Source organism: Acaryochloris sp. 'Moss Beach' (genome assembly GCF_021497025.1).
Taxonomy (GTDB): domain Bacteria; phylum Cyanobacteriota; class Cyanobacteriia; order Thermosynechococcales; family Thermosynechococcaceae; genus Acaryochloris; species Acaryochloris marina_A.
This window is the reverse complement of sequence record NZ_CP071717.1, coordinates 566511-587374: the sequence shown is the minus strand read 5'-3', so window position 1 is coordinate 587374 and position 20864 is coordinate 566511. Positions and strand designations below refer to the sequence as shown.

Here is a 20864-nt window from a genome sequence, read left to right as displayed (position 1 = left end):
ACCTCATGTCCGGTCATAATCACTACCAAACCCTAGAAGTCGATCCAGCCGCAACGCCAGCTGAGATCAAATCGGCCTATCGACGTTTGGCCAAGTTATTTCATCCCGATAGCCATCATCAAATGGCGAACCATGAGCGTATTGCCCAGGTCAATGAGGCCTATGAAGTCTTAAAAGATCCGCATCGGCGGTTGGCCTATGACAATCATCGCAATACTGCTATATCCGCAGACTCATGGGGAAATAACCAGGCTGGAACTCCTCGTAGTCAATCCTACCGACAACCCACCCAAACGGCCCGCACGACAGAGATTCACCTCCAGCAATGGCTGAAGCAGGTGTACACTCCTGTCAATCGACATCTAGCCAACATTCTTAACCCTCTCGCCGATGAGATTCAGTGCTTATCTGCCGATCCCTATGACGATGATCTAATGGCAGATTTTCAGGATTACTTGTCAGATTGTCGCAAACGCCTTGAATCTGCCCAAAGGGTCTTCCAGTCCTTTCCAAATCCCGGCAACATTGCCAGCGTTGCTGCTCATTTATACTACTGTCTCAATCATATTGAAGATGGTATTGATGATCTGGAACGGTTTACCTACTGCTACGACGATAGTTATCTGACCACAGGCCGAGAACTTTTCCGCATCTCTAAAAAGTTACGGAATGAGGTGCAAGCTGCCATGAAAGCCGTAATTTAAAGTTAATTCAGTTGATTAAACTAGCAGCACAGTCTTGCCCTGCATTGCTCCCCTCTCCAAGTAATCATGGGAATTCACCCCTACAGCTTCTTAATAAAATAGCCTCAATCGAACCGCAGGGATTTGGCTCACCTGTACAACCTCTGGACGACCTGAATTGTTAAATTGCATAGCGCTCATGATAGAGATTTTACTGTTAATAACTCGCAATGAAGATTAGGTTAAGTATTGAAAAAAACCTATACTTAGCAGGGTTTTTAGAGTTTTATCTATAAAAGCAGTATTTATATTTCTCTACGCTTGCACATGAAAGTCAATTTATTTCATGAGCATAATGTAACTTTTATGTTTTCTTCCGCCAGATCCCTCTCACCTCAAAATTTCTCATGTAACCTGATGAATATAAAGAGAATCTTAAAGGCCGGGTTCATGTCTCCTGAAGCAATCCGTAAATTTTGGTCATTAATTGAAGAGACACAAACCAATATTTTATTGACCCTAGACAATGATGCTTTGGTGAACTGGTTATCTCGACAGCTTCGTCGGGAAGAGTTCCTAAAAATGGTCGATGCTAGTGACTTAAACGCCTATATCAGCGCTAGATTGCCTTTAATTCGAGATTTAGCCCAGGAAAGGCTTGCATATCAATCTCATTCCTCTGGTTAGCACTCTGCCTTTGGCCAATCAGCGAGCTAAATAGACCACCCCAATACCTTAGCAATTTGGCTAGCTAGGGTCAGCGAATTAAAGGGCTTCGTAATCACCCCAGCAACCCCTAAACTCTTAAATTGCTGCTGTTCCGCTGCTTGAGCTTTAGCCGTTAATAAAATAACCGGGATATTACGGGTTAAAGAACTTTGTTGTAGCTGTTTGAAGGTTTCTATTCCATCCAACATCGGCATCATCACATCCAGCAAAATAGCATCGGGTTGCTCCTTGACGGCAATGGCGATACCTTCAGCCCCTGAATTGGCGGTGATGACCTTCCAGCCAGCTTCCATCTTTAAACTGAGGCTGGCTACAGCTTGAATTGCTTGCTCATCATCAATAATCAGGATGCGTTTTTCTGCCATAGATTAGGACTAAGTATGGGGGATGAAGACCAACGATTAACTGACCTCAGCTTTTTCTACTAACCAGCAAGACATCGGCAAGGCAACAAAAAAGCAGCTTCCTTGGCCCAAAACACTTTCGGCCCAGATTTTGCCACCATGTTGCTCGACAATTTTGCGGCAGATTGCTAAACCAAGACCTGTACCGCCTTTTTCTCGAGCATCTGAAGCATCTACTTGCTGGAAGCGCTCAAAAACGCTTTCCAGTTTATCAGCAGGAATGCCTTGGCCCTGGTCAATTACTTGAAACCACAGTTCGGTGTGTTTAATAGTGATGGGAAAGTGGGTGTCCTGCCCCTCTGGCGGAGAGGGACTCCCTTTGGCTCGACGCTCTTCAATTCGCAGCTCAGCTGCTAACTCAACCGTTCCACCGGGCTGGGAAAACTTAATGGCATTGCTGAGTAAATTAGTTAGGGTTTGCACCATGTAATCTGGATTGGCCCAAACCATGGTTAGGAGGGGCGTGCTTTTTAAAGTGACATTATGGTGGTACGCCATACTGCGCATTGCGTCAGTAGCATGGGTCATTAAATCCGCTGCATCGCAAAGCTGCTTATAAATTTTGGCTTGCCCTGATTCTATGCGCTGTAGGTCCAACACATCACTGACTAAGCGGACGAGGCGATCGGTATTTTGATCCGCAATATCGAGCATTTGCTGGCCATCATCTGATAAATCACCCAATTGACCTGTGGCCAGTAGTTTGATTGATCCGTGGATTGAAGTTAGAGGTGTGCGTAATTCGTGACTGACTACAGAAATAAATTCGTCTTTAATGCGCTCTAGCGCTTTGCGATCGCTAATATCGCGCTGTACCACCAAAATAGACTTTTGTCCCAGTGGATCTTTAACAACCTTAAATGAGCAATCTACCGTCAGAATGGCTCCGTTTTTGCCCATGAACTCCAGTTCTTGGCGGTGACTCCCTAAGACTAGTAAATCTGAAAATTGCTGCTGGCAAAGAACCTGAGATTTAGGTGCAAACAAATTGACAAAGAGGTGACCCTCTAGCTCGGATCTCCGGTAACCTGAGCGCTCAATCACCACGGGGTTGACATGTTGAATCACCCCTTGCGTATCCAAAACATAGATAAAATCGGGTGCAGCCTCAAACAACGACCGGAATCGTTGTTCACTTTCTTGCAAGGCTGCTGTTCGTTGCTCAACTCGCATTTCCAACTCCCGATTGAGTTGTTGTAATGCCACTTCTGCTTGCTGGCGAGCACTGACGTCTTGGGCCATGGACAGGATAGACACCAAGTTTCCCTCTCCATCAAACAGAGCGGAGCTGTACCACTCACAATCAATCAGGTCGCCTGTTTTTGTATAATTTCGGGTCAGCCGTTCCATGTCTGGATTTGAGTAGTTTGGGAAGGGATGTCCTGTCAGGTTTAAAACATGCTCTCGAAAAAGATGGAGATCGTCCGTATGAATAAACCAGTGATCAGGCCCCCGCCCCGTGACCTCTTCTGCCGACCAACCAAAAATGCGTTCTGCTTGTGCCGACCACCGTTGAATCCGACAGGCATGATCCCACTCAATCACAGCAAGGGGAGAATTTTCCACATGAAACCTGAGCTGTTGATGAGCTTGGTTCAGATCGGCCAACAGTTTGGCTTGGGCTAGAGCGATGCCCGCTTGATCCGCTAGCTGTTTGAGCAAGTCCACTTCAAAGTCTTGCCAGACTCGAGGGGCTGAGCATTGATGGGCAATCAGTAGCCCCCAAAGCTGCCCTTGGCTAATGATCGGGATAACAAGATTAGCCTTAACTTCAAATTGCCGCAGTAGATCAGCATGGCAAGGGGTAATGGGGGCTTCTTCTATATTGTTGATGACGGAAACGCGGCCATTCCGATAAGACTCAACAAAGTTCGTGCCAAAACAGGTATCCACAATATTTTGGTTAATCGATTGCGACCAACCTGGTAATACTGCTTCTTGCACTACGGTTCCCGCCCCATCGGGATGGATCTGAAACATGACAACCCGATCCGCATCTAGCAGTTGCCGCACTTCAGTGACGGTGGTTTGCAGAATTTCATGTAGATCCAGGGATTGCCTAATCTTGTAGGTAACATCTGCTAACAACTGCATCCGTTGGTTGTGCTTCTCTAAGTTCATTGCGGATAACGGCAGACTCATGGATAAAAGGTTGGGATTTCTTTGCAGATTGCAGCAGTCAATTCTTCAGTTTAGGAATAAGAATCTGCCCCCATCATAAATGTCAAACGTAGGGTCTGGGCATCTATGAGCAAACTGCAACAGATTCGTTAAAAGTCTACACCGCGTTTGAGATCAACTCCTTTTTCTGCATAGTGTTTATGGCAAACCATCTCTGAATGGGTACTCGCCAATTCAAAATAGGCAGGAGGATTCTGACAGCGCCCTGTGATGATGATTTCTGTATCACGAGGTTTGCGTAAAAAAGCCTGCATGATTGGTTCTTCTGGCAGAAGTTCCAAATCAACCGTGGGATTGAGTTCATCTAAGATGATGGTTTTGTAGAGACCCGATGAGATCGCAGCTCGGGCAATTTCCCAACCCCGCTCTGCTTCTACATAATCAATCTCTTGTTGTTGACCTCGCCAAACAATGGCATCTCGGCCACAACGCTGATGATCCACTAGATTGGGATAACTTTGCTGCATGGCGGAAATGGCAGCGTCTTCCGTATATCCGAGGCCACCTTTGAGCCACTGCATAATCAGGACACGATGAGATTGATCCTGGCTAATGCCACGCCCAATCGCCTGAAGGGCCTTGCCTAGAGCACTGGTGGATTTACCTTTACCTGAGCCGGTATAAATTTCAATCCCTTCAATCCCTTGGCGGGTGCCTTCATGGGAATGGGGCTTCATCTCGGAGTGGAGATCGGCAATATTGAGCAGGCCTTGGGGCGTCCCTCTACCGGTGGAGATAACCTCCAAATGGTCCGGCTTTTTGCGCAGAGATTGGACCACGTCATTTATGTCTAAGAGGCCCAAATCCAAGACTGGGTTGAGTTCATCCAGAACAACAACGGAGTAGAGCCCTGATGCGATTGCACCTTTGGCAATGTCCCATCCTCGTTGGGCTTCTTGGCGGTCAAACTTGGTGATATCGTCCGCCCCAAAGAACTCAGCTCTTCCCGTTCGCACCTGATCAATTAAGTGGGGAAAGGCACGCTGCAGAGCTTCAATGGCAGCATCTTCGGCATAGGGGCGGCCAGGACCTTTTAAAAACCGTAGTAGCAGAACACGGGTCGGAAATGCAGACGCAATACCTAAGCCAATTGAACGCAGTACAACGCCTAATGCTGCTTGTGATTTGCCTTTGCCAGCTCCGTCATAAACATGAATTTGGCCAACAATCCGTTCTGAGCGATCTTGGGCTGTATTGATACCAATCCCATTCCTGGCCATAATTACTCTGTCAGTTTCCTTTGAATGATTAAACGGTGGGTTGAACTTTTGTTGTTCCTTGATAAGGGGGCAAAATCTATCTTATAGACTAGATATCCTCTCTATGAGCCTGTAGAAGGATTTTGTTAGACGATTAGGACCAGAAGTACTCTACCTGATTCTGAAACTCTCTATATCTTAAGGGGATTGCTATCAATCTCCCAGCGAACCTCAATATAGTCCAAGCGCTTCTTCAGAGAATGCTGATTTCAGCTTTCTACTGTGACCGCTCGTCTTCAGCCCGAAAGTTACCCTGTTTTTTGGTGAAGAGAGTTACGGCACTAGGGCTACACTTTGAAGTCTTTCTATTCTAGGTTTGATAGAAAGGGTTGAAGAGATGAATATCAAAGGTCAGCTGTTACAAATGGTTATATTGATCTGGGTATTCGCAAGAGGTCGATGATATTAGAATATAGTGACCCAGCATGTGGTTTCTACGGCATGAATACCAGCTAAGTCATCTAAGTTAATAGACTGTCTAATATTAAGAACCTTAAGACCTTTAAGCAAGGTATCGGTTATTGAAAAACCCCCTGCAATCGTCTTTGCCTAAATCTCACTCTATTGTCCTCCCTGCATAGCTTCTATGCTCTGCTGGGATTATAGGGCGATCTAACTACGGCTAAAATCTCAATCTCTTTGACTAGACACTGACCTCAAATTTGGAGAAATATTGTAACTTTTTGAGCTTAAATACTTTCTCTCAGCAAGAGAGCTGCGACTTGAAATGAGTTTTGAAGAGATTCTAGAACAAACAATTGAGATTTTGCATCGTCGAGGCCAAGTTTCTTACAGAGCGATTAAGCGACAATTTGGCATTGATGAGCAATATTTAGAAGATATAAAATATGAGATTATTGATGTTCTAAAAATTGCAGTTGATCGCAATCAAGAAGTACTGGTCGCGCAGACTTTAGAAGCTCATCAAATTTCCTTACATAAAAAATTATACTCACAAGCTGAAAACAAATATAAATACTCCATCTGAGGATGGGTGGAGTCGGGAAACAGAACGACGGCAATTAACCGTGATGTTTTGTGATTTGGTAGAGTCTTCACCGCTAGCAGAAAGATTGGATCCTGAAGATCTCCGGGACGTTTTTCTGGCCTATCAAGAACTCTGTGCTAAAGCAATTTCGAATGCTGAAGGATATATTGCTCGATACTTAGGGGATGGGGTTCTGATCTATTTTGGCTATCCTCGGGCCCATGAAGATGATGCCAGGAGAGCCGTTAGCAGTGGTCTACGGATATTAGAATCCCTGCAAAAGCTCAATCCCCAAATTATGAAAAAGTGGGGAGAGCGTCTTTCGGTCCGCATTGGCATTCACACTGGATTGGTTGTGATTGGTGAAATGGGGGTGAAGAATGCACCTGATCCCATGGCCATTGTGGGGGCAACACCCAACATAGCGGCTCGCTTACAGTCCCTGGCCCAACCCAATACAGTCATCATTAGTGCTGCAACCCAACGTCTAGTGAAAGGGTTTTTTGAATGCCAGCAATTGGAACAACAAAAACTGAAAGGGATTTCAGATCCCATCGTGATTTTTCAGGTTCTTAAGGAAAGTAAAGCCAAAAGCAGGTTTGCTGTTGCTGAAAAGTCGGGGTTAACTCCTTTTGTTAATCGAGTTGCTGAAACAGCACTGTTGTCTGAACGGTGGCAAGAATCTATTGCTGGTCATACCCGTGCGGTTCTGCTGCAAGGAGAAGCAGGGATGGGAAAGTCTAGGTTAGTTTGGGAGATCAAAAAAAATGTTGCTCAAAACCAAGACGTATGGCTCACTGAGATTCAAGGTTCACCGTACTATCGTAATAGTGCCTTCTACCCCATTACTGAATTTTTAAAGCAAGCTACATTTAACTTTTCTCAGGATGATACATCTGCTGAGAAATTAGAAAAAATTGAACAATTCATGGGGCAATGTTCCTTGCCTCAAGGAGAATATGCCCCTTTATTTGCAAGTTTACTGGCCGTTCCCTTTGAAGAACAGTATCCGCCGTTAAACTTGACCCCTGAGCGGCAAAAACAACAAACAATTGAGGCAATGACAGCAGTTTGTTTGGCGTTAGCGAAGCAACAGCCTGTCTTACTGGTGATTGAAGATCTCCATTGGATGGATGCGTCGACCCTCGATGCCATTACTTATTTTTTGGATCATATTCGAGATCATCGCTTACTCATTTTATTAACCTGTCGTCCTGAATTTACGTCGTCTTGGCATACTTATCCTCACCTTCACTCTTTGAAGCTCGATAGCCTAGGACGGGAAGAAATTCAGGTGATGGTTGAGCAAACGGCTCAGGAGAAATCCCTGCCCCAGTCCCTTGTCCAACAAATTGTGCAGAAAACAGATGGCATTCCCCTATTTGTGGAGGAATTGACGAAAACGGTTCTAGAAGCAGATGTTAATGAAAGCCCTGCCTTAAACCGTTCTAGTGATGACAATGTCGCGCTGGCAATTCCGACAACGTTGCATGACTCTTTGATTGAGCGTCTGGATCGTCTTTCTGTAGTGAAGGAAGTGGCTCAACTCGGCTCGACCTTAGGACGCGAATTTGACTATGAATTATTAGAAGAGGTATCTCAGTGGAATCAAGCCACTCTACGCAATGGTCTGAATCAACTGGTTGAATCGGGACTCCTCTATCAAGAAGGGTCTCCCCCTTTTGCTAAGTATCAATTTAAACATGCACTGATCCAGGATGCGGCTTACCAATCTTTAGTGAAAATACGTCGGCAAGCTTACCATCAGCGCATTGCCTATACCCTGGAGCGACGCAGGGATGATCAAGGAACAATTCGCCCAGAGCTGTTGGCCTATCACTTCACGGAAGCGGGGCTTTTGCATATTGCCATCCAATATTGGTTACAGGCTGGACAACGAGATTTAGAGCAAGCCGCGAATTCGGAAGCGATCGCACATCTGATACGAGGGCTTGAATTACTTGACGGTCTTTCTGATAACAACGAACGAGATGGATTGGAACTGAAGATACAGCTTTGCCTTGCTCCCGCCTTTATGGCGATTAAAGGTTGGGCGTCTGTAGAAGTTGAACAAACCTGTCTTCGCGCAAAGGTACTCAGCCTAAAAACTGAAGACCAGCAAAGTCAATCTAAGGCTTTATGGGGACTGTGGACGAATTACTTTCTCCGTGGCCAAATGGATGAAGCCCTTGAGGCTGGAGGAGAAGTATGGCAGAGAGCTCAACTCGCTGATCAACCGATCATGCATGAGATGGCTTGCCATGCAGTGGGCTATACCCAGTTTTATCGGGGTGAATATGTTGATGCCAGAGAGGTCGCTAATGAAGGGTTAACCAGATTTGAGTTTGAAGCAGAGCAACATTTAGTATTTGAAACCCAGCTTTCTTCCGCAGTATGTATACACATGTTTCTGGCAGGCAGCCTTTGGATGTTGGGCTATCCAGATGAGTTGCCCAAACAGGTAGAAACTGCTATGGAACTTGCCCAAAACCTGAACCACCTTCCCAATAAAGCTTATGCCTTAGGTGCTAGCTTGCATCAGTATCAACTGACTCGTAACTTGCCCTTAGTTGAAGAAAAATCAGCAGAATTACTGGATATCTCCCGCACAGAAGGGTTTCTATTGTGGATTCCTGTGGCGATGCTCTTTCATGGATGGTCAATTGCTTGGCAAGGGAAAACTCAAGATGGTCTGCAGGAAATGATCGAAGGGTTGGAGTTATTTAAGAACACTGGAACTTCAGTTATTTTTCCACAAGTTATGGGGATGTTGGCGGAGGTTTATTGGTTGTCTGAGCGTTTTGAGGAAGCCTTTCAAGCATTAGAAGCAGGAATTCAAGAGGCGACAACTCGGAATGAGCATCATATGGAGCCTGAGTTATATCGTTTGAAAGCTGAGTTTTTATGGCAACAATTCAGTCAAACTCAACCCATACTCAAGGCTTCTGATGTCAACATCGTGAAAGACTGCTTTAAAAAAGCCACATCCCTTGCCCGTAAACAAAATTCAATCATGTTGGAACTTAGAGCTGTTCTTGGCCTAGGTCATTTTTGGCTTTCCCAGGGTAGCGTGAACGCAGCTCGGGAATGTACCTCCGAAATTTATAATCGGTTTACGGAAAGCTTGGGTACGCCTGACCTTAGTCAAGTCCGTATTTTTCTAGATGAATTAGAAAGCTCTGTCTCTTTAGAGGGATGATAGGTTCTCATGGAAGTTTGCCAGGATGGGTTAAAGCTTTGGTATGGAACGGAGGATGCTCCAGCATCTGAGAGCTTTATAGCAACTAGGCAAGGCATCTCTATTACAGTTGGGGTTTATCCACTACATCCGGCAAATAAGGTTACCGTCTATTATCGTTCAAATAAAAATAGACTGGTTCAATCCACTGCTGGTGTACTTCGCCACTCTGATTATGTCGCTGCAAAGCAATACTTCTCAGTTCATTTCCTGTCATTATTGGAACCCCAAAAAGTAGAGTATTTGGTAACCCTATCTTGTGCAGGACGGCAAGTACCCAATGTTTGCAACACGCAGCAATTTCCTTCCTCCTTTGTTATCAATGATTTGCCATCGTCATTAACTACTCCTCAATCTACATCAAAAACTCCAACCAGTAAGTCATCGCAGTTTCATCGATTCCCATATAATTTAAATTATCTTGCTACTGTGCAAGTTCAGTTACAAGAGCCTCCTGAAATTATTGGAGAAACTCCGGAGGGCTTGAAGGTCAACTGGTCCATCAAGGCAGGACAGGTGAATGGTCCAAAGTTAAATGCCATTTTTGGTCCACAAGGGGGAGACCATATGACTATTCGTCATGATGGAATCGGTATTGTAGGGGCTTATGCCACACTTCAAACGGTTGATGGAGCCCTGATTCAAACAAGATATTCAGGGGTTTTTGAATTAGGACAAAAGGGATATCAAAATTTCCTTAAGCAACAATGGCTCAATGCCCCTCCACTCAGAGTAACCCCTCGATTCTTAACTGAGCATCCAAAGTATAAATGGCTAAATCGACTCCAGTGCATCGGAATTGGGGAAGTGCAAATGTCAGATTTACTCGTAATTTATGATTTGTATGCCCTCTAGTTTGTTGTAAACTTTTGGCAATTCCATTTTGTTTATACATCTGATTTTCTGCATTGGGTTTTCTACTAATAACTGTGTTGTGCAAGCAGTTAGCTTATCTTTCGATATTTAGGATATTCAGCCCCTATGAACTCTCAAATTGATTGGACGTCTGAGCAGTGGGATCAGATACAACAGCTTGTTGCTGATGAGGTGAGTAAAGCTAGTGTTGCAGGATCGTTTCTGGCTTGTTGTGGTCCATTAGAGCGAAGTGCCACTGTGGTACGAAGTCAACGATTATCAGATCAGCATGCGCCAATTACTGTAGATGATGTTTCAACCCTTCAATTGTGGACCATAGCAGTGCATGTTGAATTGAAGCAACGACAGCTGGCTGAGGAGAATCTAACCGGTGCTATTGCTGCTTTTCGTCGAGCTGCAAACTTACTCGCTAGAGCAGAAGATGCAATCATCTTTTCAAATGACACAATTGACAATCTTCGCGTTGTTGAAGACCCTGATGATTTAGAGTGGAAAGCCCCACCATCTGTACCTGAACTTTGTATTGTTTCTGGCGGTGACAACATCCCTGGACTTGTAGCTAAAGGAGTTCAAAATCCTCCAGATTTTGAAGCCAACAGTGAACGCAATCTTGTTACTGATATTGCCGGTGCTGTTGCAAAGCTAGAAGAAAATGGGAATTTAGGACCATTCGCATGCATCCTCGATCATAAAGCGTTTATCAAGGCTAATACTCCTAATGATTCTCTTGTGCTACCAAAAGACCGCATTGAACCTTTGTTAGGTACACAGCTCTTACGTTCCAGCATTCTACAAGACAATCAAGTCATTGTAGTTTCTCTGGCTGGTGATCCAATTGATTTAGTAGTTGCAACAGTACCCACAGTCCAGTTCTTGAATGTGAGCGATGAGGCTAGATATCGATTCCGTGTATACGAAAAATTTGTGTTGCGGATTAAGGAACAGGGAGCAGTTAGTGCATTCACTTTATCCTAACCAAAGATTTTGATGATCTAAAGAATCCCTCACTGCAGATAGAAAACATCATGCAAAAAAAGGTAGTGATCCTTGGTGGCGGCGTTGCCGGACTGAGTGCCGCCCATGAGCTGATTGAGCGAGGATTTGCCGTAGAAGTATACGAAGCCAAGAAAATTCCTGGAGGTAAGGCCCGAAGTATCCCCGTGCCCAATACAGGTGGCATGGGACCCAATGGTCCTCGCAAGCCACTACCTGGGGAACATGGCTTCCGATTTTTCCCCCGCTTCTACAAGCATATTGTCGATACAATGGCGCGGATTCCTTACGGGAAAGACAAAACCGTTGCCGATAATTTGGTCGATACAACGCGGGTCGAAATGGCTCGCTATGGTCAGCGTCCCATTGTGTTTCCATCCCGCTCTCCTCGCACCTTTTCAGATGTCCAGGAAATTCTCAATGAGTTTCCAACCATCTTTGGACCTGACTTTGGAGTTTCTCCCGAAGAAATTGCGTTTTTCGGCACCAAGGTCTGGCAAATCATTACCTCCTGTGAAGAACGGCGCTTAGCGGAGTATGAGAAAGAAGACTGGTGGGAATTTGTAGAAGCAGACCATCGTTCCCCGGCCTATCAGAAAATTTTTGGCCATGGCATTACTCGCTCCTTGGTCGCAGCAAAAGCCCACCTGGCGAGTACCAAAACGATTGGTGATATTTTTGTCCAGCTCCTGTTTGATTTAGTAGAGCCGGGACCGAGTAGCGATCGCGTGCTCAATGCACCCACCAACGATGCCTGGATCAATCCTTGGCTGGCCTACTTAATTCAACAAGGGGTGCAATATCATCTGGAGGCCAAGGTCTTAGCCATTGACTGTGCAAATGGCCTGATTCAGGGGGCCACGATTGAAACAGAGGGACAAACCTTTCAGGCCCAAGGGGACTATTACATTGCTGCAGTCCCGATCGAACGCATGGCGGAGCTGGTTACCGACAGTATTAAAACGGCGGATCCAGAATTAGGCAAGCTCCATCAGCTCAGTGAAGGCGGGGTGTCCTGGATGAATGGCATCCAACTGTATTTAACAGAGGATGTGCCCCTGTCCCATGGTCATGCGATTTATGTGGATTCCCCTTGGGCACTCACGTCTATCTCCCAACGACAGTTCTGGCCGGGAGTTGATTTTAATCAGTATGCGGATGGCCGAATTAAAGGCATCATCTCTGTTGATATTTCCGAGTGGGATGAAAAGGGCCTCAATGGTAAAACCGCTAAGGAATGTACCCGGGAAGAAGTCAAAAATGAGGTCTGGGCACAACTTAAAAAGAGTATCAATATCCACGGTCAAGAAATTCTCAAAGATGAATTTTTAGACCATTGGTTTTTGGACCCCGCCATTTATCTCGTAGAAGGGGAAGGAGACACGAATGAAGAACCGCTTCTAGTCAATTTAATTAATACTTGGTCGAAGCGTCCTGATGCAGTGACGGATATTCCCAATCTGTTTCTCGCTTCTGATTACGTCCGCACCTATACGGATCTAGCGACGATGGAAGGAGCCAATGAAGCTGCCCGTCGCGCCGTCAATGGCATTATTGCTGCTGCAAACGCAGATGTTCCCCCATGCAAGACTTGGAAACTGCATGAGCAAGAAATTTTCGAACCCTGGCGAGTGATCGATCGTATTCGGTTTCACCAAGGCTTACCCTGGGATGACAGTTTGGTGCGATGGGGATTATCGGCTCTAAAGCTGGCCCACCAAGGTGGCCGAATTCTAGAACAGCTGCTGGGGGTTACCATCGATCAGCCTCTGGAAAAATTAGGTAACCCGCTCTATGCGGTAGGCACTCAAGGATTTGACAATATTGAATTGCGGCAAGAGCTGATGGAGGTAGTACAAAAGTCAGTGCTAGATATTGTGGTGCGGATGGCTGAATCCCAAACCATGCCTGAAGCAATCCCTAGCTTGGCAGCTCTCCAGACATTATCAGAGCAATCCCAATCTTCTCCTGCTCAGCGCTCTGGAAAAGTTCGCATTATTCCTGAGCGATGAATAGTCTCATTCCCTACCCGTTAGCCAGAGGTATCTTGTGCCCCTAGCTACCCTTACCCCTCAGGATTTAGAGACCCTTCAGATTCATCTTGGTCATTACCGAGACGTGACTTTGGCCGCGTTGTTAGCGGTTATTCCGACTGGAGAACCCCAACGCTATCTGTATGAGCCGTTAAAAAGACATCTTTCCCATATGGGTAAAGGATTGCGGCCTGCTTTATGTATGGCGACCTGTCAGGCCTTTGGGGGAACTGAAGAACAGTCTCTCAAATCAGCTGTTGCCTTAGAAATGATTCACAATGCTTTCCTGGTTCATGATGATGTGGAAGATAACAGTGAATGTCGTCATCGGATGCCGACGATGCAGGCAGAGCAGGGGGTGCCCATCGCCGTTAATATTGGCGATGCCATGAATGCCTTAAGCCTGAGATTGGTGCGGGAAAATATCCCCTTACTGGGTCATCAACTGACCCAACGAATCTATGAAGAGTTTGAGCATTTAATGCTGAAATCTCTAGAAGGGCAAGCCTCAGAATTAGGGTGGGTCCGGGACAACCGCTGTGATATCACTGAGACAGACTACCTGCAGATGATTTTGAACAAAACCTGTTGGTATAGCTTTATGCATCCCTGCCGGATTGGCGGCTTGATTGCCTCCAAGGACACCCTAGACCTCGATCGGTTCAATAAATTTGGATACTTTATGGGGGCCGCCTTTCAGATTCAGGATGATGTGCTTAATTTGGTGGGGGATTCTCAACGGTATGGCAAAGAAATTGGTGGCGATATTTGGGAGGGGAAGCGAACGTTGATGTTAGTGCACCTATTTAAACAGGGCACCCCTTCGGAGCGAAATATGTTGCAATTCTTTATGGACAAGCCTCGAGATGAACGGTCTGAAGATGAGGTGAGCTGGGTGATTCAACGAATGCAGGATTATGGCAGTATTGCCTATGCGATCGCAGTCGCCCATCAGTTTGCCGAAGCAGCCTTAGAAGAATTCTCGGTGGCCTATGGCGATGCCCCCGACTCTGAAGAGAAAGCGTTTATCCCCAAATTGATTCACTATATGATTAGCCGCAATCTGTAGGACCGCTGGTTTTGAGTAGCAAGTAGAGGACAGTCAAGATGAAACAGTATCGACGCAAACCCCTCCAGCTCATCGATCAAGGGCTACCCGAATCGATCAGTGGCCTTCTGGATCAAGTTGAGACTCTCCCTTCTACCGTCTTTGAAACGGGAGGGCTATCTACTGAACCAGAAGCACTCACAGAACCTGTTGCAGAAGTTATCCAGCCTATGATGGACGGAACTGAAACAATACCGACTCCTGAAGCCCTTGTACAGCAAGCTGCTGCTATCCTTGATAACGATCTAACGACGCCCTTACAGTCAGCCCAGACCATTGCCTCTCCTCTAGATCTAGGAAATACGACTCCCTCTGGACCCACTAGCTATTCTGTTCCAGGCTTAGTAGGGGAAATGCATGAGTTTGTGAATGAATTAGCTAATCTACTCTCCCTCAAATCAGATTGGACGGGAGGGGTGTCAGAACAAGCACCATCGAGCGAGGCTGGTGTCCCTTTACTGCAGTCGGCTCATCCAAGCCATGTTGGGGAGACAGTCCAGATCGCATTTAAGGTTCACAATGATAGCGAAGAACCCATTCAGGCCAAGTTCTTCTGCACCGATCTATATGGTTGTGACGGCGATCTGATTTCTCAGCAGGCCATCTCTATTGCCCCTAACCCTCTAAGCCTTGCATCCGACGCAACAGGTTCAATTAGTATTTCTATTCAACTTCCCCAGCATTTACCCAACGGCGAGTATTCAGGGGTTTTGATGGCAGCGGGGTTATCTTACCTAAAAGCGATGGTTTCGGTGATAGTGACTTAAAGAGTAACCATCCATTAAAAGTTAGTAGAAATCGCTTGAACTGGACAAGTAGGAACACATTGTTCACAGACGATACAGCGAGATCGGGTGAAGTTCAGCAAAAAAGATTTGGGGTCAAGGGTAAGGGCCTGGGTGGGGCATATCCCTGTACATAAACCACAATGAACGCAGCTATCTTCATCGATCAGAATTTCGCGATTAGACGAAGACACATCAATATTTTGCGAAAGCATCCAATCAATGGCGGCATCGAGCTGATCAATATCCCCCGCTAATTCCACCACCAACTTACCAATTTGATTTGGGGCAACCTGGGCACGAATAATGTTTGCCGCCACATTGAAATCCTTCGCCAATCGATAGGTGACTGGGACAGGAACGGCTCGCCGAGGGAACGTAAGAGTAACGCGCTTTTTCACAGGCGAACGATTCAGGCAACGATAGGGGCACTTTTAATTGTAAAGCAGGTCAAAAGGATATAAATTCACCCATCGTCTCGTAAAAGTTTAGGCTAATCTGTTAGAGATGAGCTGTCCATAGGAAAAGCACGTTAACCATGCCCAACGTCCAACGTAACCGATTTCTACGTAGAACCCTACAGCGGTTGATCGCCTTTGCAGTCATTCCCCTCTTGCTAGTCATTGGTTCGATTCGTCCGGGCACGGCAGCCACAGCTAAACACTATACAGAATTGGAGTTCCCGGCCCTTCCCGAGGTAACCATTCCAGAATATAGCCGTTTCCAGTTGGATAACGGTTTGACCGTTTACTTAATGGAAAATCATGAGTTACCTTTGGTAAACGGCATTGCTCGTATGCGGACGGGGTCGCGGCTTGAACCTGCCGAAAAAGTGGGCTTGGCTGATATCGTTGGCACGGTGATGCGGACGGGAGGGACCAAACAGCACCCTTCCGAGCAGCTTAACCAAATGCTAGAGCAACGGGCAGCATCTGTGGAGACTGGAATTAGTACTGCTTCCGGTAGTGCATCCTTTGCCGCCCTGAGTGAAGATTTAGACACCGTCTTCGGTTTATTCTCAGAAGTGATTCGTGAACCTGCGTTTGAAAAAGACAAGCTTGTTCTCGCCAAGACCCAACGTCGAGGAAACATCGCCCGCCGTAATGATGATCCTGACAGTATTACAGGCCGAGAATTCAAAAAGCTGATTTATGGGGGAGAAAGCCCCTATGCGCGCACCCAGGAATATCAAACCCTCGACAATATTTCCCAAACCGATGTTGAATCCTTTTACCAACAGAACTTCCACCCTAACTGCATGATTTTGGGAATTGTGGGGGACTTCGATCCCGCCGCCATGACTCAGCGGATCAAAAAAGAATTTGGGGATTGGCCTGCGATACCTGAGCGAGATGAAACACCTCCAGCACCGAGTGCAGAGCAAATAAAAGCCGGGGAGACGTTTGTCGTTGATCAGCCTCAACTATCCCAAAGCAATGTCCAAATCGGTCATTTGGGCGGTCAGTTTGATAACCCCGATATTTTCTCTTTATTGGTAATGAATGAGGCTCTCAACAGCTTTGGGGGACGGTTGTTTAACGAAGTACGATCTCGCCAGGGATTGGCCTATTCCGTTTATGCCGTATGGAGTGCTCGCTACGATTACCCAGGGCTATTTATTTCTGGGGGACAGACGCGTTCTGAAGCAACGGTTCCATTTATCAAAGCGGTGATGGGTGAACTGCAAAAGGTACGCGAAGCGCCCTTATCCGCAGATGAGCTTCAACAGGCCAAGGACTCCATCCTCAACTCTTTTGTCTTCAACTTTCAGGACCCAGGCCAAACCTTGTCTCGTTTAATGCGGTACGAGTACTTTGGCTATCCCGATGATTTTATCTTTCAATATCAGCGAGCCGTCAAAACCATGACTGCCGAAAAAGTTCAGGCTGCAGCGAAGAAATATCTGCAGCCTGAACAGATTGTTACTTTAGTCGTGGGGAACCGCTCAGCGATCCAACCCTCATTAGAAGAGTTAGGAAAAACAGTGACACCGATTGATATCACGATTCCTCAACCTGTTTCTTCTTGATTTTCTAGGGATTCAGCCTACACATAACGCCCTAGAGACGTTATGTGTACCCTTAATTATCAGGGGCTGGTTCTGCCTCGCTGGCTTCACTAGCGTCGGCATTGGGTGAGTCGGTTTCTGCTTCAGCGACGGTTTCTGTGGCCTCAGCTACGGCTCCTTCCTCTTCTGTAGTCGTTTCTGCAATTGCTTCTTCTGGAGTTTCCACGGGTTCGGGCTCTTCCACCTTTGCTGAAGGCCTGGGACCACGCATCAAAGCTAGGGGAACAGCAGGCTTTCTCTTTTCTCTGTCTTTATTGTTTCGACCTTTTCCACGTCCATCTTTACGGCCCTTCTGAATTTGTTTTTTGTCATCGCCTGTTTGGCCTTCAGTCTGGGCACGCTTTTCTAATTCAGACTTCTTAATCGGTCGCTCAGCCATTGTTCAACTAGCATAGGTGTAACTTGCAGATCCTACCTCGAAAGCTGCCGTTCCTGCTAAAGGATATGTCTGAACCCTCAAGACAGCCCTATGCTAATGCCAAAGCAGCCATGTTAGATTCAAAATAGGTTCTTTGAGCAACAGCATGGCGACACCGCAACTTTCAAATCAGACGGCCAGCCAGCCGGTCTCTATTCAGCAGCCCATTGTGTTTTTTGATGGGGAATGTGTGATGTGTAATGGCTTTGTCGACATCCTACTGAAAGTCGATCCTCTAGGAACCATCCTGATTGCCCCTTTACAGGGTCAAACAGCCAGACAGTATTTACCCCCATTGCCCATAGATCGAGAAGCCTGGTCGATTTACTATCGGGATGAGAGTGAGCTGTACGATCAGTCCGATGCGTTTATTCAAGTCTGTAAGCGTTTGGGTGGTGTTTGGTCAGTCTTCAATGCTATTAGTTTGATTCCGCGAACAGGTCGCGATCGCATTTATCGTTTCATTGCTTGTAATCGTTATCGCCTATTTGGACGACGAGCCACCTGCCGCATGCCCAGTGAATCAGAACGGAAACGGTTTCTCCCCTAAGTCTCTCTAGCCCCTCAAATACTTCAAATTGAGGTGCAAACTCTTGTGTAGGCCCGGACTCTTCATGGTTCAGAAAATGTGGGTCTGCCTACAAGCACCCCAGCCTTATCATTCAATGATAAGGCTGTTGATGGATTGAGCTTGCGCAAAAATTTAAACTCAATACTCACCTTCAACTTAAGTGGGCATAAAAAGGCAGTTCTCTTAGTTGTTGGAGCGAGATGCTTTCGGCTTTGCCTTCAATTCAGCAGGATGACTGGGAGGGATGCCCTCAATACTAATCAGGGTTTCTAACACCGACTTCACCGCTGGAGCTGCCACGGTCGATCCGTAAGCATTGCCCCCTTGAGGTTCATCCACAACGGCCAGCACTACATATTTAGGGGACTCCAAGGGGAAAGATGCTACAAAGCTCGTAATCCGGGCATTGCTATAGGTACCGCTATCCGCTTTTTGGGCCGTTCCGGTTTTACCCCCCAAGCGATAACCCGGAATTTTGGCGGGTTTGCCCGTGCCGTTTTGCACCACACTTCCCATCATGGTCCGAACCTTAGCCACCGTATCTTTAGAGAAAATGCGGCGGGGTTGAATCAGATTTAATCCCTTGGTTTTCTTGCCAGCAGGATTGTATAGACCATCAACGACATGAGGAGTCACCAATTCGCCTCCGTTGGCGATGGCTGCATGGAGCTGTGCCATTTGTAGAGGGGTGACTGAAAATCCTTGTCCGAAAGCCGCGGTTGCCGCTTCAATGGGATAGTCTAAAAACTGCTGTTTATCCTTAAACTGGCCGGGGGTTTCAAAGGGAAGATCAGTACCCGTAATTTGGCCAATCCCAATTTTTTTCAGGTAATTGTAGTAGGCCGATCGATCCATCCGCTGCATGACATGGACCATACCTACGTTGCTGGAATATTCCAGGATGCCCGTAATGGAAAGGTTGCCATGGCCTGAGTTGTCGGCATTATTAATCGGCCAGCCACCGATGGTAATTTGACCACCATCGTGGAACACACTATCGGCTTTGATGGCTTTGGATTCTAATGCGATGGCAATATTGATGGGCTTAAAGGTAGACCCTGGTTCATAGAGATCCGAAATGGCCCAGTTTTTAAACAGTTCAGTATTGGCTTCAAAGTAACGCTGGGGATTAAAAGAGGGTTCCGAGGCCAAAGCCTTGAGGGAGCCATCTTCGACATCCATCACAATGACAGTGCCCCGCTTGGCTCGGAACTTTGCCATTTGTTTATGAAGGGCTTGTCGGGCCGACCGTTGAAGTCGCGTATCTAGGGTCAACTTCAGGGTCAAGTCATTGGCATTTAGCGGCTCTAAGGGAAATCGATCCGGCAAGAGCTTACCCTGACCATCCCGAGTCACTAGCAAGGGAATGGGGTCTCCTTTTAAGAGGGGTTGCTGGCTATATTCAATGCCAGATTGTCCTTGGTTTTCGGTATTGACATACCCGACCAATCCCGAGGTCAGTCCCGACTGGGGATAGACCCGTTGCCATTCCCGCGTAATTTCTAATCCATCTAAATAGAGATTGTTGATTTTCTCTGCTTCAATTTCCGACAGGCGATACCCAATTGGAATCCCACTCTCTCCGGTTTTGAATAGCTCTGTCAGAGAATCCGATGAGCGGTCGAGAACAGGGGCTAATGCTTGAGCAATTTCATCCGGTTGTCTTTGGAATAAAAAGGGATGGGCAAACAGACGAAAGACCGGTTCATCCTTAGCCAGTAGATTACCCTGGCTATCCGCGATCGGATAGCGGAAGGTGCGCTCAGGAAGACCGCCTAGCTGTTGTTGTTGGGCCTTCGTTCGGAGAAAAGGGGCCGCACTAATTTGCAAATAGACTAAACGGGCTAACAAGCCCACAATGCCTCCAAATACTACCAACCAAACCAGGAATAAGCGTAATCGCTGATTAGTAACTCGATGGGGCTGCTTCGTTTGGATTCGGGCTTTGATCGCGGCCCGACGGTCTTGGACTGGGTGAGAAGGAGTGGGCATAAACTTGCAAAGAAGTTGGACTTAATAACCAATCGGAGCTACATCAATATGGGTAATGCCAGTCCGCTGAGGAGGCACAGGCTGAGCTGGGCGCACCGGGGCTGGCTTAAAAAACACGGTCGTTTTGGAGCTTTTGGGAACAAAGCCTGCTGGATTGCTTTCTAAATTTTCTGAAATTTGGAATTTGCGCTCTTCATTGCGAGTGAGCCAATCTCGCTGATCACGCTGTAATTTCTCTAGCTTTGAATATTGAGTCCCCCAAGATTGTTGAGTATTCACTCGCCAAGCATAGAGGGGCAAAATTCCTAAGACTGTCACCATCAGAATAGGGGTTGACAGCTTCCGAAACGCCATTAGTAGTATTAGCCAATTGGGAAATTGTGGCGAACGGGAATCAATCAGATCCAAGGGCTGTTCTTGCCTGGATAAAGTCTTGGGTTTTCGCCGTCGTTGAGGGGGATGGGAACGGGCTGAGGGAGCAGCCTGTTTCGGTCGGACGGGGACAACTTTAGATCGGCTAGCAACGGCCATACTCAAC

Annotated in this window: 18 protein-coding genes; 11 read left to right on the top strand and 7 right to left on the bottom strand. The window is 46.6% G+C overall.

Going from position 1 to position 20864, the window contains the following annotated elements; genetic code table 11:
- Positions 1–5 precede the first annotated feature (5 nt).
- Both HRE53_RS02770 and HRE53_RS02765 read left to right on the top strand, forming a co-directional pair.
- Positions 6–704: a J domain-containing protein gene (locus HRE53_RS02770; RefSeq protein WP_235108979.1), complete on the top strand. Its 699-nt coding sequence runs from the start codon at positions 6–8 to the stop codon at positions 702–704.
- 429 nt (positions 705–1133) lie between these two features.
- The gene (locus HRE53_RS02765; RefSeq protein WP_212662118.1) at positions 1134–1370 is read left to right on the top strand and encodes a hypothetical protein; all 237 of its coding nucleotides are present in this window, start codon (positions 1134–1136) and stop codon (positions 1368–1370) included.
- Positions 1371–1396: 26 nt separating this feature from the next.
- Here the strand turns inward: HRE53_RS02765 and HRE53_RS02760 are convergent, their stop codons facing one another.
- The 3 genes from HRE53_RS02760 to HRE53_RS02750 form a co-directional block, all read right to left on the bottom strand.
- Complete coding sequence (locus HRE53_RS02760) at positions 1397–1777, bottom strand: response regulator (protein WP_235108978.1); 381 nt, start codon at positions 1775–1777, stop codon at positions 1397–1399.
- Between the two features lie 36 nt (positions 1778–1813).
- Entirely contained in the window at positions 1814–3958 is a 2145-nt protein-coding gene (locus HRE53_RS02755) for a PAS domain S-box protein (protein ID WP_235108977.1), read from the bottom strand.
- A 128-nt stretch (positions 3959–4086) separates the two neighbouring features.
- Positions 4087–5217, bottom strand: coding sequence for a cob(I)yrinic acid a,c-diamide adenosyltransferase (locus HRE53_RS02750; RefSeq protein ID WP_235108976.1), 1131 nt, complete (start codon positions 5215–5217; stop codon positions 4087–4089).
- A 766-nt stretch (positions 5218–5983) separates the two neighbouring features.
- On the opposite strand from HRE53_RS02750, the gene HRE53_RS02745 reads away from it, so the two are divergent.
- The 7 genes from HRE53_RS02745 (at position 5984) to HRE53_RS02715 (ending at position 15259) form a co-directional block, all read left to right on the top strand.
- A complete protein-coding gene (locus tag HRE53_RS02745; protein WP_235108975.1) occupies positions 5984–6244 on the top strand; it encodes a hypothetical protein in 261 nt (86 codons plus the stop codon).
- A 43-nt stretch (positions 6245–6287) separates the two neighbouring features.
- The gene (locus HRE53_RS02740) at positions 6288–9443 is read left to right on the top strand and encodes an AAA family ATPase (RefSeq protein WP_235111032.1); all 3156 of its coding nucleotides are present in this window, start codon (positions 6288–6290) and stop codon (positions 9441–9443) included.
- A gap of 9 nt (positions 9444–9452) precedes the next feature.
- The gene (locus HRE53_RS02735) at positions 9453–10337 is read left to right on the top strand and encodes a DUF3237 domain-containing protein (RefSeq protein WP_235108974.1); all 885 of its coding nucleotides are present in this window, start codon (positions 9453–9455) and stop codon (positions 10335–10337) included.
- Positions 10338–10463: 126 nt separating this feature from the next.
- Positions 10464–11333: an encapsulin gene (locus HRE53_RS02730; protein ID WP_235108973.1), complete on the top strand. Its 870-nt coding sequence runs from the start codon at positions 10464–10466 to the stop codon at positions 11331–11333.
- 50 nt (positions 11334–11383) lie between these two features.
- Entirely contained in the window at positions 11384–13363 is a 1980-nt protein-coding gene (locus HRE53_RS02725) for an FAD-dependent oxidoreductase (RefSeq protein WP_235108972.1), read from the top strand.
- A 37-nt stretch (positions 13364–13400) separates the two neighbouring features.
- The gene (locus HRE53_RS02720) at positions 13401–14453 is read left to right on the top strand and encodes a polyprenyl synthetase family protein (RefSeq protein WP_235108971.1); all 1053 of its coding nucleotides are present in this window, start codon (positions 13401–13403) and stop codon (positions 14451–14453) included.
- 38 nt (positions 14454–14491) lie between these two features.
- The gene (locus HRE53_RS02715; protein WP_235108970.1) at positions 14492–15259 is read left to right on the top strand and encodes a hypothetical protein; all 768 of its coding nucleotides are present in this window, start codon (positions 14492–14494) and stop codon (positions 15257–15259) included.
- A 14-nt stretch (positions 15260–15273) separates the two neighbouring features.
- Here the strand turns inward: HRE53_RS02715 and HRE53_RS02710 are convergent, their stop codons facing one another.
- Positions 15274–15678 (bottom strand): NIL domain-containing protein, encoded by a 405-nt coding sequence (locus HRE53_RS02710; RefSeq protein ID WP_235108969.1) that lies wholly within the window; start codon positions 15676–15678, stop codon positions 15274–15276.
- 137 nt (positions 15679–15815) lie between these two features.
- Here HRE53_RS02710 and HRE53_RS02705 point away from each other — a divergent pair, with 137 nt between their 5' ends.
- Complete coding sequence (locus tag HRE53_RS02705; RefSeq protein ID WP_235108968.1) at positions 15816–17306, top strand: pitrilysin family protein; 1491 nt, start codon at positions 15816–15818, stop codon at positions 17304–17306.
- A 52-nt stretch (positions 17307–17358) separates the two neighbouring features.
- On the opposite strand, the gene HRE53_RS02700 is transcribed toward HRE53_RS02705, so the two are convergent.
- Positions 17359–17724 carry a hypothetical protein gene (locus HRE53_RS02700; protein WP_212662106.1) on the bottom strand — a complete coding sequence of 122 codons (366 nt, stop codon included), beginning with the start codon at positions 17722–17724 and terminating at the stop codon, positions 17359–17361.
- A 145-nt stretch (positions 17725–17869) separates the two neighbouring features.
- Here HRE53_RS02700 and HRE53_RS02695 point away from each other — a divergent pair, with 145 nt between their 5' ends.
- The gene (locus HRE53_RS02695; RefSeq protein WP_212662105.1) at positions 17870–18313 is read left to right on the top strand and encodes a thiol-disulfide oxidoreductase DCC family protein; all 444 of its coding nucleotides are present in this window, start codon (positions 17870–17872) and stop codon (positions 18311–18313) included.
- A 204-nt stretch (positions 18314–18517) separates the two neighbouring features.
- Here the strand turns inward: HRE53_RS02695 and HRE53_RS02690 are convergent, their stop codons facing one another.
- Positions 18518–20326: a penicillin-binding protein 2 gene (locus tag HRE53_RS02690; RefSeq protein WP_235108967.1), complete on the bottom strand. Its 1809-nt coding sequence runs from the start codon at positions 20324–20326 to the stop codon at positions 18518–18520.
- Positions 20327–20347: 21 nt separating this feature from the next.
- Entirely contained in the window at positions 20348–20857 is a 510-nt protein-coding gene (locus HRE53_RS02685) for a hypothetical protein (protein WP_235108966.1), read from the bottom strand.
- Between the last annotated feature and the right edge of the window lie 7 nt (positions 20858–20864).

What these genes read in the sequence shown, in the direction of transcription:
- HRE53_RS02770 (WP_235108979.1), top strand. Translation starts at nt 6, where the DNA reads ATGTCCGGTCATAATCACTACCAAACCCTAGAAGTCGATCCAGCCGCA.
- HRE53_RS02765 (WP_212662118.1), top strand. Translation starts at nt 1,134, where the DNA reads ATGTCTCCTGAAGCAATCCGTAAATTTTGGTCATTAATTGAAGAGACA.
- HRE53_RS02760 (WP_235108978.1), bottom strand. Translation starts at nt 1,777, where the DNA reads ATGGCAGAAAAACGCATCCTGATTATTGATGATGAGCAAGCAATTCAA.
- HRE53_RS02755 (WP_235108977.1), bottom strand. Translation starts at nt 3,958, where the DNA reads ATGAGTCTGCCGTTATCCGCAATGAACTTAGAGAAGCACAACCAACGG.
- HRE53_RS02750 (WP_235108976.1), bottom strand. Translation starts at nt 5,217, where the DNA reads ATGGCCAGGAATGGGATTGGTATCAATACAGCCCAAGATCGCTCAGAA.
- HRE53_RS02745 (WP_235108975.1), top strand. Translation starts at nt 5,984, where the DNA reads ATGAGTTTTGAAGAGATTCTAGAACAAACAATTGAGATTTTGCATCGT.
- HRE53_RS02740 (WP_235111032.1), top strand. Translation starts at nt 6,288, where the DNA reads ATGTTTTGTGATTTGGTAGAGTCTTCACCGCTAGCAGAAAGATTGGAT.
- HRE53_RS02735 (WP_235108974.1), top strand. Translation starts at nt 9,453, where the DNA reads ATGGAAGTTTGCCAGGATGGGTTAAAGCTTTGGTATGGAACGGAGGAT.
- HRE53_RS02730 (WP_235108973.1), top strand. Translation starts at nt 10,464, where the DNA reads ATGAACTCTCAAATTGATTGGACGTCTGAGCAGTGGGATCAGATACAA.
- HRE53_RS02725 (WP_235108972.1), top strand. Translation starts at nt 11,384, where the DNA reads ATGCAAAAAAAGGTAGTGATCCTTGGTGGCGGCGTTGCCGGACTGAGT.
- HRE53_RS02715 (WP_235108970.1), top strand. Translation starts at nt 14,492, where the DNA reads ATGAAACAGTATCGACGCAAACCCCTCCAGCTCATCGATCAAGGGCTA.
- HRE53_RS02705 (WP_235108968.1), top strand. Translation starts at nt 15,816, where the DNA reads ATGCCCAACGTCCAACGTAACCGATTTCTACGTAGAACCCTACAGCGG.
- HRE53_RS02700 (WP_212662106.1), bottom strand. Translation starts at nt 17,724, where the DNA reads ATGGCTGAGCGACCGATTAAGAAGTCTGAATTAGAAAAGCGTGCCCAG.
- HRE53_RS02695 (WP_212662105.1), top strand. Translation starts at nt 17,870, where the DNA reads ATGGCGACACCGCAACTTTCAAATCAGACGGCCAGCCAGCCGGTCTCT.
- HRE53_RS02690 (WP_235108967.1), bottom strand. Translation starts at nt 20,326, where the DNA reads ATGCCCACTCCTTCTCACCCAGTCCAAGACCGTCGGGCCGCGATCAAA.
- HRE53_RS02685 (WP_235108966.1), bottom strand. Translation starts at nt 20,857, where the DNA reads ATGGCCGTTGCTAGCCGATCTAAAGTTGTCCCCGTCCGACCGAAACAG.